The sequence below is a fragment of the Nocardia sp. bgisy134 genome, assembly GCF_965341865.1.
In the GTDB taxonomy this organism is placed as follows: Bacteria; Actinomycetota; Actinomycetes; order Mycobacteriales; family Mycobacteriaceae; genus Nocardia.
This window is the reverse complement of the sequence record NZ_CBDQZP010000005.1, coordinates 262,593-278,925: the sequence shown is the minus strand read 5'-3', so window position 1 is coordinate 278,925 and position 16,333 is coordinate 262,593. Positions and strand designations below refer to the sequence as shown.

Annotated in this window: 11 protein-coding genes; 5 read left to right on the top strand and 6 right to left on the bottom strand. The window is 69.3% G+C overall.

Features of this window, described 5'->3' with window-relative positions; all coding sequences use genetic code 11:
- Positions 1–165: 165 nt before the first annotated feature.
- On the bottom strand, positions 166–807 hold the full coding sequence (locus ACRWNM_RS12095) for an SgcJ/EcaC family oxidoreductase (protein ID WP_431966629.1): 642 nt from the start codon (positions 805–807) through the stop codon (positions 166–168).
- A gap of 235 nt (positions 808–1,042) precedes the next feature.
- Between ACRWNM_RS12095 and ACRWNM_RS12090 the strand changes: the two genes are divergently transcribed.
- Positions 1,043–1,483 carry a MarR family winged helix-turn-helix transcriptional regulator gene (locus ACRWNM_RS12090; protein ID WP_431966627.1) on the top strand — a complete coding sequence of 147 codons (441 nt, stop codon included), beginning with the start codon at positions 1,043–1,045 and terminating at the stop codon, positions 1,481–1,483.
- A 17-nt stretch (positions 1,484–1,500) separates the two neighbouring features.
- Here the strand turns inward: ACRWNM_RS12090 and ACRWNM_RS12085 are convergent, their stop codons facing one another.
- The 4 genes from ACRWNM_RS12085 to ACRWNM_RS12070 form a co-directional block, all read right to left on the bottom strand.
- The gene (locus ACRWNM_RS12085) at positions 1,501–2,589 is read right to left on the bottom strand and encodes an esterase-like activity of phytase family protein (RefSeq protein ID WP_431966625.1); all 1,089 of its coding nucleotides are present in this window, start codon (positions 2,587–2,589) and stop codon (positions 1,501–1,503) included.
- A gap of 127 nt (positions 2,590–2,716) precedes the next feature.
- Entirely contained in the window at positions 2,717–4,867 is a 2,151-nt protein-coding gene (locus ACRWNM_RS12080; protein ID WP_431966623.1) for a 3-hydroxyacyl-CoA dehydrogenase NAD-binding domain-containing protein, read from the bottom strand.
- Between the two features lie 39 nt (positions 4,868–4,906).
- On the bottom strand, positions 4,907–6,121 hold the full coding sequence (locus ACRWNM_RS12075; protein ID WP_431966621.1) for an acetyl-CoA C-acetyltransferase: 1,215 nt from the start codon (positions 6,119–6,121) through the stop codon (positions 4,907–4,909).
- Positions 6,122–6,456: 335 nt separating this feature from the next.
- Positions 6,457–9,399, bottom strand: coding sequence for a DNA polymerase III subunit gamma and tau (locus ACRWNM_RS12070; protein ID WP_431966619.1), 2,943 nt, complete (start codon positions 9,397–9,399; stop codon positions 6,457–6,459).
- Between the two features lie 480 nt (positions 9,400–9,879).
- Between ACRWNM_RS12070 and ACRWNM_RS12065 the strand changes: the two genes are divergently transcribed.
- The 4 genes from ACRWNM_RS12065 (at position 9,880) to ACRWNM_RS12050 (ending at position 15,081) form a co-directional block, all read left to right on the top strand.
- Complete coding sequence (locus ACRWNM_RS12065; RefSeq protein ID WP_431966617.1) at positions 9,880–10,704, top strand: hypothetical protein; 825 nt, start codon at positions 9,880–9,882, stop codon at positions 10,702–10,704.
- Positions 10,705–10,793: 89 nt separating this feature from the next.
- Entirely contained in the window at positions 10,794–13,043 is a 2,250-nt protein-coding gene (locus ACRWNM_RS12060) for an MMPL family transporter (protein ID WP_431966615.1), read from the top strand.
- Between the two features lie 44 nt (positions 13,044–13,087).
- Complete coding sequence (locus ACRWNM_RS12055) at positions 13,088–13,729, top strand: WHG domain-containing protein (RefSeq protein WP_431966613.1); 642 nt, start codon at positions 13,088–13,090, stop codon at positions 13,727–13,729.
- A gap of 50 nt (positions 13,730–13,779) precedes the next feature.
- A complete protein-coding gene (locus tag ACRWNM_RS12050; protein ID WP_431966611.1) occupies positions 13,780–15,081 on the top strand; it encodes an ammonium transporter in 1,302 nt (433 codons plus the stop codon).
- Between the two features lie 60 nt (positions 15,082–15,141).
- Here the strand turns inward: ACRWNM_RS12050 and ACRWNM_RS12045 are convergent, their stop codons facing one another.
- Positions 15,142–16,332 (bottom strand): neutral zinc metallopeptidase, encoded by a 1,191-nt coding sequence (locus ACRWNM_RS12045; RefSeq protein WP_431966609.1) that lies wholly within the window; start codon positions 16,330–16,332, stop codon positions 15,142–15,144.
- Position 16,333: the final 1 nt, after the last annotated feature.

Sequence of the window (16,333 nt, the reverse complement as noted above, 5' to 3'; positions counted from 1 at the left end):
CGAACTCACATCGAATCGGCGTCACCGGCGATCGTGGAACATGCCGACGTCGGGCACCGGGGGTCCGGTGTCCGAATCGCCTGCGCATACTCCAACGTAGCGCGGTGTACGGCCGGTTGGGTGGAGATTGCCGCAGTGTCGTCCCCACCTGCGACGGCCGCGTGATCAGCGCTCGGCGGCCGGCCTCGTGTCGGGCGCGAAGAGGAACGAGATCCGCTCCATGACGTTGCCGCGCTTGGTGTTGTGGAAGGCCGCGATCAGCCAGCGTCCGTCCTGCTCGACCAGGGTGTAGGTCTGGGTCTTGGTCAGCTCGTCGGCGCTCTTGCGGTCGCCCTTGTAGGTGTCGCCGCGGCTGGTGACCACCGCCGTGTCGGGACCGTAGAACCGGATGCCGAGGTAGGAGTCGGCGAGCTTGGTGCCCTTCAGGAAACCGTCGAACAGCGCGCGGTGGGCTTCGACGAGATCGGTCTTGCCCTCGTAGTAGGTGCCGACGTAGGTGGTGTACGTGGCGTCCTCGGTGAAGACGCTGCCGAAGGCGTCCGCGTCGCCCGCGGCCCACGCGTCGGTGAGCCGGTCGAGAACGGCGCAGATCTCCGCGACGGCCTCCGGCGTCGCGGCCGCCCCGGACGGGACGACGGTCGCGCAGTCCGAGGTCCCCAGATTGCGGACCTCGGAGGTCTTGTCCAGCCAGAGGTATCCGCCGCCCGCGGCGAGTCCGAGAACGAGAGCCGACGCGGCGAGGATGCGGACGGCCTTGCGGCGACGCGGGTGCGCGGTGCTGGTTGTGGGCGAATCGATGGTGGTCATGACGTCCTCCGTGATAGGTTTCTGCTTAGAAGAACTTTCTTCGCCGAAGATTTCTCTTTGTTGAAGAAGAGATTAGGAGACGGAGGCAATCGTGTCAACAGGGCGATCGGATGGAACGCGACCGGACGCGCCGCAATCGGCTCCGGGGCGATCGGACGCAGCACAAACGGACACAGCACAAACGGCCCCGGCGCAATCCGGCCCAGCGCAATCGGGCCCAGCGCAATCAGGGGCAATGGCGCGCTCGGAGGCGAGTGCGATCTATAGCCGCTATCTCAGCGCGATCATGTTGCACGGACAGGCCGGAGCGCGGGCGGTCGACCTGGGCGCCACCGACCTCTACGCGCTGAATGTCCTGGAACTCAGCGGCCCCATGACGCCGGGAGAACTCGGCGCTCGCACGGGTCTCACCACCGGCCCGACCACCCGGCTGGTCGATCGGTTGGAAGAGGCCGGGTACGTGCGGCGGGTTCCTGTCCCTGGCGACCGGCGCAAGATCACCGTCGAACTGATCGAAACGCCCGCCGACCTGAATCGCGTGCTGGCCCCCGCCCGGCGCCGCGTCGGCGAGATCATCGCCGGATACGAGCCCGAGCAGCGCGAGCTACTGTTCGACTACTTCCGCCGCGCCGCCGACGCGTATTTCCAAGCGACGGAAGAACTTCGCGCCGACTGAGCTCAGTTTTCGAAAGCTCAGCGCACCGCGAGCGCGACCAGCTGGGTGATCTGACCGGCGGCGAAGTTGTCGTCGCTGACGAGCACGAGCGTCCGCTCACCCGAGGGCAGCCGTGGCCCCCAGGTCATGCTCTCGATGTTGTCGATATCCGTGAGCCCGGCCTCGGCCAGGTCGACGAGCAGCCGTTTGGCTACCGGGCGGGCGTCGCCGAGCGGGGCGTCGAGCACGTTGGTCGCGCCCGCGGTGTCGGCCTCGTAGATCCGGATCTTGTCGCCCGCGCCCTCGACGTACGCGCGCTCCAGCACCAGGAATTTCGTGGGATCGAGCGGATCGGCGGCCAGGATCGAGGCGACGCCGTTGCCGCCGCGCCCCGGCTCCGGCCGCGACTCGGCGAACACCGGCTCCATCGGATACGCGTACTGCGCGAGCAAGGGCCCGAAGCGCGCCTGGACGGTGATGCGCGAGATCGCGCCCGAGGTCACCGTCGCCTCGGGACCGTCCTGGAGCAGCGGGCCCTCGACGGCCGTCACGAACAGCGCGCCGCCCGTGGCGAAGGTCGCCGCTTCCAGTGCCGCGTTGCGGCGCGGCCCCGCGTCCGGCCGCATCCGCTCGTTGTCGGGGATCGGCAGTTCGGCGACGAACGTCCCGTCCGGCCGCGCGACGCGCACGGACGGGTCGGCGAGCACGTCGTCCGCGCGCTCGCCTTCCTGGGTCCAGGAGTAGTCGCCCGTCCACGGATCGACGCGAATCTCTTCGGGGTCCACCGATTTCGGCGCGTAGACGGTGCCCGCGGGGGTGCGCAGCAGGTATGTGCCGGTGAAAGTCACCGGGCCGACGCCGTTCGCGTCGACCGTGAAGCGGGCGGTGTAGCCGCGGGCCGGTGCGCGCTCCGAGCGGTCGTCGCTGATCAGCACGTACTCACCCGTGCTCGGCCGATAGTCGATGCCGGACAGTCCGCCGACCGTGGTGCCGTGAAAGTCCATCGCGTGCGGCAGGATCTGCTGACCCAGCAGCCGCACGGCCGGTTCGGCGTGCGCTGTGGGCGCCGCGGTCAGCGCGGCGACGCCGACCGCGAGGGCGAGCGGGAGTCCGGTTCTTCTGCGCACAAGCCACACCGTAGCGGCACCCGCGAACCGCACGGTGAACACCGTCGGAACTCCGGAACGGCGAAAGCCCGCCACCGCGAAAAGCGGTGGCGGGCTTCGCCGTTGCGCGATGACCTACGCGGCGCGATTACTTGCGCAGCGAGGCGGGAACCTCGAAGCGGTCGCCGTACTTGGCCTTCAGCTCGTCGGCGCGAGCCACGAAGCCCTCCTGGCCGCCCGGGTAGCCGACGATGAACTGGTGCACACCACCGGTCCAGGCCGGGTAACCGATGCCGAAGATCGAGCCGATGTTGGCGTCGGCGGTGGTCTCGAGCACACCCTCGTCGAAGCACTTCTGGGTCTCGATCGCCTCGATGAACAGCATCCGGTCGATCAGATCCTGGAGCGGCACGTTGAAGCCGGTGACCGACTTGAAGTGCTCACGCAGGCCGCCCCACAGGCCGGTCCGCTTGCCGTTCTCGTCGTACTCGTAGAAGCCCGCCTTCTCCAGACGACCCGGACGACCCTCGTTCACCATGTACTCGATGACGTCGATGGCCGGGTGCTTCTGCTTGCCCATGGTGGCGTCACCGCGGGCGATGGCCTCCTGGGTCTCCTTGGCGATCTTCAGCATGAGCTTCATGTTCAGCTCGTCCGACAGCTGCAGCGGCGCGGCCGGGTAGCCCGCCTGCGAGCCGGCCTGCTCGATGGTCGAAGGATCGATGCCCTCGCCCAGCATGGCGATCGCCTCGTTGACGAAGGTGCCGATCACGCGCGAGGTGAAGAAGCCGCGGCTGTCGTTGACGACGATCGGGGTCTTCTTGATCGCGAGGGTGTAGTCGAACACCCGGGCCAGCGCCTCGTCCGAGGTCTTCTCACCCTTGATGATCTCCACCAGCGGCATCTTGTCGACCGGCGAGAAGAAGTGGATGCCGATGAAGTCCTCCTGGCGCTTCACGCCGGCCGCGAGACCGGTGATCGGCAGGGTGGAGGTGTTCGATCCGAGCAGCGCGTCCGCGTCGACGATGTCCTCGATCTCCTGGAACACCTTGTGCTTGAGCTCGGTGTTCTCGAAGACGGCCTCGATCACGAAGTCGACGCCGGCGAAGTCCTTGGCGTCGGCGGACGGCGTGATCCGGTCGAGCAGCGCCTTGGACTTCTCCTCGGTGGTCTTGCCACGGGAGAGGGCCTTGGCCTCGATCTTCTCGGAGTAGTTCTTGCCGCGCTCGGCCGCCTCGATGGTGACGTCCTTCAGCACGACCTCGTAGCCCGCCTTGGCGGAGACGTACGCGATGCCCGCGCCCATCATGCCCGCGCCGAGCACGCCGATCTTCTTGATGTCCTTCTTCGGCACGTCCTTCGGACGCGAGCCGCCGTTGTTGATCGACTGCAGGTCGAAGAAGAACGCCTGAATCATGTTCTTCGCGACCGGGCCGGTCAGCAGGTGGACGAAGTAGCGCGACTCGATGAGCGAGGCGTTGTCGATGTCGACCTGCGCGCCCTCGACCGCGGCGGCCATGATGGCGCGCGGCGCGGGCATGTTGGTGCCCTTGAGCTGCTTACGCAGGTTGGCCGGGAACGCGGGCAGGTTCGCCGCGAAGGCCGGGGTGGACGGGGTGCCACCGGGGATCTTGTAGCCCTTCTTGTCCCAGGGCTGCACGCCACCCTCGGGGTTGGCCTTGATCCACGCCTTGGCGGCCGGGACCAGCTCCTCGATCGAGCCGACGACCTCGTTGATCAGGCCGATTTCCTTGGCCTTGCCCGGGCGGTACTTCTGGCCCTGCAGCAGCACCTGCATGAGCGCGCCCTGGAGGCCGAGCATGCGCACGGTGCGGGTGACACCGCCACCGGCGGGCAGCAGGCCCAGGCTGACCTCGGGCAGGCCCAGCTGCACACCCGGCACGTCGGCCGCGATGCGGTAGTGGGTCGCGAGGGTGATCTCGAGGCCGCCGCCGAGCGCGGCGCCGTTGATCGCGGAAACGACCGGCTTGCCGAGCTGCTCGAGGCGACGCAGCGCACCCTTGATGGTGCCCAGCTCGTCCATGAGGGCCTGGCCGTCTTCCGGGCCGACCTTCATCATGTTCTTCAGGTCGCCGCCCGCGAAGAAGGTCTTCTTCGCCGAGGTCAGCACCACGCCGGTGATGCTGTCCTTCTCGGCCTCGAGCCGGTCGACGGTCGCGGTCATCGACGTCTTGTACAGCTCGTTCATCGTGTTGGCGCCCTGGTTCGGGTCGTCCATCGTCAGTACGACGATGCCGTCCGAATCCTGCTCCCAACCGATCATGTTGGTTTCGCTCACAGCTCTGTGTCTCCTTGAATTCTGTGCTGTCGGTTGGGGTTAGACGCGCTCGATGATCGTCGCCACGCCCATGCCGCCACCGATGCACAGCGTGATCAGCGCGTAGCGGCCGTTGCGGCGCTCCAGCTCGTCGACCATGGTGCCGGTGATCATCGCGCCGGTGGCGCCCAGCGGGTGGCCCATCGCGATGGCGCCGCCGTTGACGTTCAGCTTCTCGTCCGGGATGTTCAGGTCCTTCTGGAACTTCAGCACCACGGAGGCGAACGCCTCGTTGATCTCGACCAGGTCGATGTCGTCGAGGGTCAGGCCCGCCTTGGCCAGCGCCTTCTTGGCGGCCGGGGTGGGACCGGTCAGCATGATGGTGGAGTCGGCGCCGCTGGTGGCGGTCGCGACGACGCGCGCACGCGGGGTCAGGCCGGAGGCCTTGCCCGCCTCTTCGGAACCGATCAGCACCAGCGCGGCGCCGTCGACGATGCCGGAGCTGTTGCCGCCGTGGTGCACGTGGTTGATCTTCTCCACGAAGTGGAACTTCTGCAGCGCCACGGCGTCGAAGCCACCCATTTCACCGATCACGGCGAAGGACGGGTTCAGCTTGGCCAGGTCCTCGGCCTTGGTGCCGGGACGCATGTGCTCGTCGTTGTCGAGGACGACGAGGCCGTTCTGGTCCTTGACCGGAACGATCGACTTGGCGAAGTAGCCGCCGGTGGTGGCCTTGGCGGCCAGGTCCTGCGAGCGCACGGCGTAGGCGTCCACGTCATCGCGGGAGAAGCCCTCGATGGTGGCGATCAGGTCGGCGGAAACACCCTGCGGCACGAAGTAGGTGTCGTAGTTGGTGGTCGGGTCCATCGCCCAGGCGCCGCCGTCGGAGCCCATCGCAACGCGGGACATGGACTCGACGCCACCGGCGATGACCAGGTCGTCGAAGCCCGAGCGCACCTTCTGCGCGGCCAGGTTCACGGCCTCGAGGCCGGAGGCGCAGAAGCGGTTGAGCTGGAAGCCGCCGACGGTGTCGGGCAGGCCGGCCACGGTCACGGCGGTGCGGGCGATGTCGGCACCCTGGTCACCCACCGGTGCGACGACACCGAGGATCAGGTCGGAGATCCGGTCCTCGTCGAGGTTCGGGAAACGGCCGCGCAGCTCCTGGATCAGACCAACAGTCAGGTCGATCGGCTTGACCGAGTGCAGCGAACCGTTCTTCTTGCCGCGTCCGCGCGGGGTGCGGATGGCCTCGTAAATGTAGGCCTCTGTGGTCATATCGGAGTGTTTCCTTCCTTGGGGTGCGCCTGCACCGCGTTGTGCGGCACGGCCGCGGGTCACCTCGCCGACCGGCCATGAGACCGACCGTCCGTATTCAGTTTGCCGTGCTCACGAGGCCCAGCGCGGTGACGCGAGGTTCCGTCTCCAGGCCCGTCGCTCGCACCGCATAACGCTGTACAAAAGTCGGCGAGCACCAGCGGACGTACGTTCCGGACACGCCCGTACGCCTGGGCATACCATAGAACGCCGCCACACCGGAGCTCACGGCCACCCGTTCATACTACCGTCGTGTGCGAACTCCGGTTAACTTAACGTCCTCGAGGCGGTGGTTGTCAACCATCCAGCCGTGTGGCACCGAGCTCACTGCGGAGCAATTCCAGGGCGACCTCGTCGGGGTCGTGACGGGCCTCGGGCGCCACCGGCTTGGCGGCCTCGGCCAGCATCTCCTGCTCCTCTTCCGGCGTCGAGGGCCCCGGCACGCCGCCAGGGGCCGATCCGGCCGAGCTGGAGAGCGATTCGTAACCGCCTGGATCGGGCGGCGGGTAGTCGCCGGGGCCGGGGTCGTCGGGTAGGTCCGGATAATCAGGCGGCGGGATGTCGTCGTCGCCGGACCGCGTGGGCGGAGCGGGCCGCTGCCCGCGAGCAGGAGCGTCGCCCGCGGCGTTCGCCCTGGCCTGGCTGGGTCGCGAGAATCGAGGCGGGCCCGTTTCGCCGCGGCCGCCTTGGCTTCCCACGCCGCGCCCGGCCGCACCCTGTCCCGTGCCCCGCGCGCCCTTCGACGGCTGGGCCGCGGGACGCGGGGTCGCGCCACCGGCCTCCCAGCGAATCTCGTGGTCGCTCCCGAGCACGGCCCGCACCGCCGCGCGCACGGCCTCGACATTGCGTGCCTCGGACAACCGCTGCGCCAGCGGCGCGTGCTGGTGCGCGAACACGATGGCCGTGCCCTCGACCCGCGCCACCGAGGCACCCGACAGCAACGCCTGCACGGTCGGTCCGAACTCCCTGACCTTGGCCCGGATCTCCGCCCACGCGCCCTCGACGGCTCGCAGCAGATCCGCGCCCTGCGCACCCACAGGCTCGTCGGGCAACGCCGCAGCCATCGATTCCGCGGACTCGACGGGCCGTTCCGCCGCCGTCGCGCCGCCGCGGCGATCGGCGGACGATTCCTCGGTCACTTGCCCGGAACGGGGGCTCGTATCGGAAACCGACTGTGCCGCTTGATATCCCGCGCGTTCGGCCGGTTCCCGGCGAGCGTCGCCCTCGGCCGGACCGGCGGTGGCGCTCCCCGAAAACGCGGCGCGTTCGGTCGGGCGACCCGTACCGGCCGCGACAGTCGACGGGGGCTCCCCAGCCCCGCTTTCCCCGTCGACGGACCCCGCGGGTCGCTCCCCCACTCGATCCGACGCGGCTTCGGCGTACGGCGCGGCGGGCCGATCGGCGCGCGGCGGAGCGGCCGATTCCTCCGAGGCGCTGGGCCGCCCCTCGGTCCGATGACCCGGCGCGTCGGCGGCCTGCGGCTCGGCTTCGCCCCGGCGGACGGGCTCGGCAGTCGATTCGACTCGATCCTCGGCGTTCCGCGCTGCTGTCCCGCCCACGTGGCCCTCGGCCACCGCGGACACGGGAGCGGCCGCGCCCGGGGCTTCGCCTCGCGGGGCTTCGTCTCGCGCTCCGGCTACGGCCGCGTCGCCGCGCTGGGCCGAGTCAGCGCTCGGCGCGACAGCACCGCGCTCGGCAGCGGCCGAGTCGCCGCTCGATTCGGTGGCGTCGCCGCGCCCTGCAGCGGCCGCCGCGATCGCGTCCTCACGCTGGTCGTCCTGTCGCGCGATGGGCGCAGCCGGGGCGGCGGCGGAAGGCTGCGGACCACCGTCGGATGCTTCCGCCTGCGCACCGGCGGGCGATTGAGCGCGGTCCGTGCGCTCGACGGAAGTGCTTCCTCCCGCGTCGCTTTCGATGCCACCCTGGGCCGAACCTCCGCCCCGAGACTTGTTCTCACGCAACGCGGCGAGCGCCTCCGCGCCCCGGCGACGCGGAGGCTCACCCGGTGCGCGGGCCGGGGCGGGTGCGGCGGTCCGGCTCGCCTCGGCGGCGGGGGCGGAGGCCGGGGCCGGGGCGATCGCACCGCCCGCGAAGCCGCGTTCGAGGCGTTCCAGGCGCTGAAGCGCGGCGGACTCCGTGCCGGAGACCGAGGGCAAGAGCATGCGGGCGCACACGACCTCGAGCAGCAGCCGGGGCGCGGTGGCGCCGCGCATCTCGCCCAGACCCTCGTGCAGCAGTTCGGCGTAGCGGGTCAGGGTGGCGGGGCCGAGGCGCTGCGCTTGGTCGCGCATGCGGTCCAGCACGTCGCCCGGCCCGGACACCAGGCCGCGGTCGGCGGCGTCGGGCACCGCGCGCAACAGGATCAGATCGCGGAAACGCTCCAGCAGGTCGACCGCGAAACGGCGCGGATCGTGCCCCGCCTCCATGACGCTGTCCACGGTGCCGAACAGCGCCGCGCCGTCGTCGGCGGCCAGCGCCTCCACCGCGTCGTCGATGAGCGCGACGTCGGTGACGCCGAGCAGCGCGACGGCACGGTTGTAGGTGACGCCGTCCGGGCCCGCGCCTGCGAGCAGCTGGTCGAGCACGCTGAGGCTGTCGCGCGGGGAACCGCCGCCCGCGCGAATCACCAACGGATACACCGCTTCCTCGACCGGAACGTTCTCCTGTTCGCAGATCTTGCCGAGCAGCCCGCGCATCGTCGCGGGCGGCAGCAGCCGGAACGGGTAGTGGTGGGTGCGCGAGCGGATGGTCGGCAGCACCTTGTCGGGCTCGGTGGTGGCGAAGATGAAGATCAGGTGGGCGGGCGGTTCCTCGACGATCTTGAGCAGCGCGTTGAAGCCCGCGGTGGTGACCATGTGGGCCTCGTCGACGATGAAGACGCGATACCGGGATTCGGCGGGCGCGTAGAAGGCGCGGTCGCGCAGCTCGCGGGTGTCGTCGACGCCGCCGTGGCTCGCGGCGTCGAGTTCGATCACGTCGAGATTGCCCGGTCCGCCCGGCCCGAGCGCCACGCAGGACGGGCAGACTCCGCACGGCCGCGACGTCGGGCCCTGCACGCAGTTCAGCGAACGCGCAAGGATGCGCGCCGACGAGGTCTTACCGCAGCCCCGCGGACCGGAGAACAGATAGGCATGACTGATCCGTCCGGTGTCGAGCGCGATGCTCAGCGGGTCGGTGACGTGCTCCTGACCCACCACCTCAGCGAACGTTGCCGGTCGGTACTTCCGGTACAGAGCCACGGCCAGAGGTTACCGGCGACCACCGACAAAGCGGTCGGCGACCGGGGTCTCACGCGGGCGAGCCGTCGCGCCGCTCACGGCGTACCGCGAGATTCCCTTCGAATGTGATGCAGATCACATGATTCCAGGAGACTCCTTCCGCCGCTTCGTTCCTCTCACAAACCGGCAACATGACAGCAATCGTGTATCTGTCGGTTATCAAAAACCGGACGAAGCAGTTCGTCCGCCTTTCTCGCCAGCGGTAATGCATACTCACGCCCCGGTTATGCCCCTTTTTGTCGATGTAACGAATAAGTCAACCCGGGTGACAGCTAGCGCGCCGCTGGCTACCGTGGCTGTTGGCAACTTCGGTAGCCAAACCTTCATCAGGTTGGTGACCCCGGCCGGTCCCTCATCCCGACCGGGGCACAACCTGAACACCTCCCGGCCCCAGTGCGACATCGCCGAACTCCCACCGCGTATATCGGAGGACCGTTCCACGTGCCGTCGTGTGACGACATCGCCGCCGCCTGGCTCTCCAATACCGACTTCGCCGGCGATCGAGCCGCCGTCGGACTGCTCAGCCGCGCCATCAGCCCCCAGGAATTCGCGATCAAACGCGATTCGCTGCCGGTGACCGCCGCCGCAGATCCCGCCACCGCCTCGGCCATTCTCGAGTTGCTCGAACGCGGTCAGGTGCCGACCATGGCCGCGATCCGAACCCTCACCGCGCAGAACGAGATGCGCCGCGAGGCAGAACGCATCGAACGGCTCGGCCGCCGCGCCCAGCGCAGCATCGACGACTTCGGCCGCGTGCTCGCCCGTCTCGCGCACGAGCACTGGATGACCCACGGCGTCGGCCCCACCCGCCGCGACATCCTCTCCTCCGAACCGGTGACGGCGCTGATCAAGGAACGCATCGGCGTCATCGCGCCCAACGCGGTCAAACACCTGTGGCTGGTCGAGCGCGCCCAGCGGGCGGGCTGGATCGCGTCCAACGCGAATCCGCAGTCGCTCTGCGCGGCAAGGCGTTTCCACGCCGCCAAATACGGGAATCGGGTCTCGCTGCGGCCGGTCAACACGATCGGGACGCTCGTCGCCGGGCATCTCTCCGCTCACCTGGACGAACACGGCCGTCCGCCGCGCTGGTCGAACCTCGCGCGCGACCTGCGCGACGACCGTGGACGCCGTGTCTTCCACGACACCGCCGACGCGCGGGCCCAGGAGCTGTGGCTCACCACCGCCGAGTGGGTCGTCGTCGAGGACGATCTGCCGATCCCCGGCCGCCGCGGCCGGCGCGCGCTGACCCGGAAGAACCGCGGCTGAGCGATGTCCCGGCCACTGCTTTCGGCCACTCGACACCCATGAGTTAACAGCGTTACGCTAACCGCGTTAACTCACGGAGGGGAGCCGCGATGCTCTATCGGATCGCACGAACGGCCACGCGGTACCCGCGCGTCATCTTGATCACCGCGCTGGCCTTGGTGATCGGGTGCGGACTCTTCGGCGCCACCGCGGCCACGCACCTGAAATCCGGCGGATTCGTCTCGGACGACGCCGAATCCTCGCAGGTCAACCGGATTATCGCGGACAACTTCGGCGGCGCTTCGCCCAACTACGTCCTGCTGGTGAGCACCGAGAGCGGCGTCGACAGCCCCGCCGCGCGCGCCGCGGGCATGCGACTCGTCGACGCGCTGCGCGCACGCCCCGACGTGACCGCCGTGCAGTCCTACTGGACCACTCCGCTGCCGTTCTCGACCGCGTTACGCAGCAACGACGGCGGGTCGAGCGCGCTGATCGCCGCCTTCATCGAAGGCGACGACACCGAGGTGCAGAAAATCGCGGGCGAACTCACCGAACAGCTCACCGGCGCCGCCGACGGCGTGACGGTACGTCAAGGCGGCATGGCCGCGATCTATCACGACGTCAACGAGCAGACCACCCTCGACCTGGCCCTCGCCGAGAGCATCGCGGTGCCGTTGTCGATGATCGTGCTCATCCTGGTGTTCGGCAGCTTGGTCGCGGCGGCCCTGCCGCTGGCCGTCGGCCTCTTCGCGATCGCGGCGACGCTGGCCATCCTGCGGTTGTTCACACTCGTCACCGACGTGTCCATCTACGCGCTGAACATGACGACCGCGCTCGGCCTGGCCCTCGCGATCGACTACAGCCTGTTCATCGTCAGCCGATACCGCGAGGAACTGGGCAACGGCCTCGACCCGACGGCGGCCACCATCCGCGCCGTGCAGACCGCGGGGCGCACGGTGCTGTTCTCCGCGCTCACCGTCGCGCTGTCGCTGGCCGCGCTCAGCGTGTTCAACCTGTACTTCCTGAGGTCCTTCGCCTACGCGGGCGTCGCGGTGGTCGCGGCAGCGGCCGCGGCGGCGATCGTGATCCTGCCCGCCGCGCTGGTGCTGCTCGGGTACCGCGTCAACTCGCTCGACCTGCGCGTTCCGCTGCGGCGGATGTTCCGGCGCCCGCCGCCCGCAGGCCCGGTGCCGCCGGCGGAGTCCGGCTGGTACCGGCTGGTCACGCGGGTGATGCGGCACGCGGTGCCGGTGACCGTGGTGATCATCGCGCTGCTGCTCGTCCTCGGCGCGCCGTTCCTGTCGGTGAGGTTCGGCTACCCCGACGACCGGGTGCTGCCCACCTCCTCGACCAGCAGGCAGGTCGGCGATGAGCTGCGGGCGCACTTCCCGCAGGCCGATCCCGGCGCGAGCACCACGATCGTGCTGGACGGCTACACCGGTGACACCGCAGGCGTCGGCACGTACGCCACGCGGCTTTCCGAACTGCCGAACGTGCCCGCCGTGCTGTCCAGCGCGGGCACCTTCGTGAACGGTGCGCGGGTCGGGGCGGCGCCGCCCGGCATGGCCAACGACACGGGGACCTACCTCACCGTCGTCAGTTACGTCGACCCCTTCTCCCCCGAGGGCGAACGTCAGCTGCGCGCGATCGAGGCGGTGCCCGCGCCCGGGCCCGCGCTGTACGGCGGCGCGGCCGCGGTCAACGCGGATTCGCTTGCCGCGCTGAGCGATCGACTGCCGTTGGCCGCCACGCTGATCGTGCTGGCCACGTTGGTGGTGCTGTTCCTGTTCACCGGAAGCGTCGTGCTGCCGATCAAGGCACTGGCGCTCAACACCCTCTCGCTCGCGGCCGCCTTCGGCGCGATGGTGTGGGTGTTCCAGGAGGGACACCTGTCGAACCTGCTCGGCTTCACCGCGGTCGGCTACATGGTGCCGACCATGCCGATCCTGATGTTCTGCCTGGCCTTCGGCTTGTCCATGGACTACGAGGTGTTCCTGCTCTCGCGGATCCGCGAGGAGTGGTTGCGCACCCACGACAACAACCGCGCGGTGGCCATCGGCGTCGCCCGCACCGGCCGGATCTTCACCGCCGCCGCGGTGCTGATGGCTATCGTGTTGGGCGCGCTGATCACCTCGAAGGTCTCGTTCATGCAGCTGATGGGTCTCGGCCTCACCTTGACCGTGCTCGTCGACGCGACGATCATCCGGGCCCTGCTCGCGCCTGCGCTGATGCGCCTGCTCGGCACGGCCAACTGGTGGGCACCGAAAACCCTTGTCCGGCTGCATGATCGGATCGGCCTCGCGGAGGACGTCGACCAGGACGCCATCGCACGGGAACCCGAGCACGTGGGACGTCCATGACCCTGCACCGTCGACCTCGATCACCGCGCGGTTCCGGCGCGCAATTGCGTACCGAGATACTCACGGCCACAGCGGAATTGCTCGCGCGCACCGGCCGGGCCGACGCGGTGTCGATCCGCGAGGTGAGCAAGCTCGTCGGGGTGAGCGCACCGTCCATCTACCGGCATTTCGCCGACAAGGACGAGCTGATCGAGGCAGCGGTGGCCAAGGCGTTCGAGGATCTGGCCGACGCCATGCGCGCGGCCACCGACCCCACGGTGTCGCCGATGACCCGGCTGCGCGATCAGGGCCTGGCCTACGTGCGCTACGCGCTGGAGCACCCGGCGCAGTACCGGGTGGCGGCCGGGCCCACCGAGAGCGGCGGCGCGGTGGACGAGGTGCTCACCAGCGGCGCGTTCCAGCATTTCGCGGCGTCGGTGCGCGAGTGCATGGCGGAGGGCACGATCGCGCCGGGCGATCCGCTGCCGGTCGTGCTCGACCTGTGGGCCGTCGTGCACGGCCTCGCTTCCCTGCTGATCGCCAAACCGCATCTGCCGTGGGGCGATCACGAGGAGATGGCGAATCGCATCATGTGCGCGGCCTGCCTCGGGCACACCGTGCTGAACATGGTCGGCGGCACGCCGAGCCCCGACGAGCTGGACGTCTGGCTCGACGAAAACCTCCCGCAGTGGCGGAAGACCTCGTGAGCGTTCGGTAACTTCTTCGCGACGCATGCCCGCAGAAGGAGTTACCCGCCATGCCACCGACCATCGATCCCGCGGCCACCGCCTGGCTGCTCGGCAGCACCGCTCTTGTGCTGCTGATGACGCCCGGCCTGGCCATCTTCTACGGCGGCATGGTGCGTTCGACCGGCGTGCTCAACATGCTGATGATGAGCTTCATCGCCATCCCGCTCGTCACGGTGACCTGGCTGTTGTTCGGCTACAGCCTGGCCTTCGGCCCCGACGCGGGAGGCGGACTGATCGGCACGCTCGAGCACGTCGGCTTGGTGGGCATCGACCCGACGACGGTGCGCGGCACGGTGCCGGAACTGCTCTACGCGACCTTCCAGCTCACCTTCGCCATTCTGACCGCGGCGCTGGTCAGCGGCGCCATCGCCGACCGGGCCAAGTTCTCCGGCTGGATGGTCTTCGTGCCGCTGTGGACGCTGGCCGTGTACGTGCCGATCGCGCACTGGGTGTGGGGACCGGACGGCTGGCTGGCGAAGTTCGGCGCGCTGGACTACGCGGGCGGCCTGGTGGTGGAGATCGCCTCCGGCGCCTCCGCGCTGGCGCTCGCGCTGGTGCTCGGCCCGCGCATCGGCTTCAAGGTGGACGCGATGCGACCGCACAACCTGCCGTTCGTGCTGCTCGGCGCGGGTCTGCTGTGGTTCGGCTGGTTCGGCTTCAACGCGGGCTCGTCGCTGAACGCCAGCGGTCTGGCCGCGGCGGTGTTCCTGAACACACTGATCGCGGGCTGCCTCGGCATGCTCGGCTGGCTCGCGGTGGAGCGCGTGCGCGACGGCCACCCGACCACCTTCGGTGCCGCGTCCGGCGTCGTCGCGGGCCTGGTGGCGATCACTCCGTCCTGCGGATACGTCGACACTCTCGGCGCGGTCGTCGTCGGGCTCGCGGCGGGCACGGTGTGTTCGTTCGCGGTCGGCTGGAAGTTCAAGGCCAACTACGACGACTCCCTCGACGTGGTCGGCGTGCACTTCGTCGGCGGCGTGGTCGGCACGGTGCTCATCGGTCTGCTCGCCAGCCAGGTGATGACCGGCGGCGTGGAAGGTCTGCTGTACGGCGGTGGGCTCACCCAGCTCGGCAAGCAGCTGCTCGGCGCGGTGGCGGTCGCGGCTTACGCCTTCGGCGTCTCGTTCGCCCTCGGCAAGGGCATCGACAGGTTCCTCGGCTTCCGGATCAGCAAGGAGGACGAAACCTCTGGCATCGACTTCGCGCTGCACGCGGAGACCGCGTACGCCGAAGGGGTGCACGGGCATTCGCCGCGCGGGCATTTCGGCATCGGCGGCGGGCACACGCCGCACGATCGGGACGAGGACTGAGCGACCGGCTAGCCGGCCCTGCAGTGCCGGGCCGGGGCCGGACCTGATCGGCCGAAGAGCTCAGGACACCGCATCGGCCGAGGCAACCCAGGAATTGCATTTCTGGACCCGGTTGTTCCGATAGCCGTACTCGTACCAGAGACCGTAGTTCTGCTTCGATCCGTGGTCGCGCGCGTCACCGGGGTTGTCGCCACGGGTGTAGTTGTCCCGCACCGTGTTCTCGCCCTGCGCCCCGGAGACCGAACCGACATAGGCCGACGAGCCGATGAACATCCCGCCGAAGCACTGCGCGCCCAGCTCCATGCGGCGCGACAACTCGAGGCCCCGCGCGCTGCGCGGCCCCGCGTTGTAGCGCTCCTCGTGCGTGCGCTTCGAAATACCACTGATCGCCTGCACGTGGTGGCCGTACTCGTGCGCGAACACCGTCAGGTAGATGACCCAGTTGTCGCCGTACAAATTGGTCTGGATCTTGTCCAGCGGCATATAGATGGTGTTGTTCATCGAGCAGTAGAACGCCGCGTAGTTGCCGCCCGCGCTGGTGCACGGCGAGACCGCGTCGACGCCGCGGGCGGGGACGCTGATGTTCGGCGGCGAGAACGGCAGGTTCTCGTAATCGAGCAGCGCTTTCCACATCTGCCCGAGGCACGTGGAGGCCGACTGGAAGAACGCTTGGGCCGCGGCCACATTCGGGGCCCAGCGCGAGAACGTGCACTGGATGTTGTTCAATCCCGTGTCCACGTGCGTGAACAGGGGATGATCGCCGAGCTTCGCCACCGGCTGCGGCCCGGCGGGTCTGGTCGGCGTGGCTGAGGTGGTGCGGACCGGACTGCTCGCCGCGGTGGTCGGACGTGCCGCCGACGTGGTCGTCGCCGCGGACGACGAAGGAATCGTCGGCGTATAGGTGTAGCTCGGCGTGTACGCCGTTGTCCTGCGGTCGTTCTCGCTCTCGCTGCTCGCCACCGCGACCGCCGCGGCGACCAGCGCGCCGACCATCAGGAAGATTCCCAGCACCCCGAACACCGCGCCCACTCCGCCGCCACCGCGCCGAGGCGGCGGATAGGGGCGCCCGTAACCAGGCGGCCCGTAAGGCGGAACGCCATAGCCCGGCGGCGGCCCGTAGGGAGCCGGCGCGTGTCCGGGGTACGGGTAACCCGGCGGCGGATATCCGGGCGGCGGCGCGTACCCGGGCGGCGGGCCGTACGGCGGCGGATAGTGTGGCTGGTGTCCGTAACCGTAAGGCGGCGTCGTCATC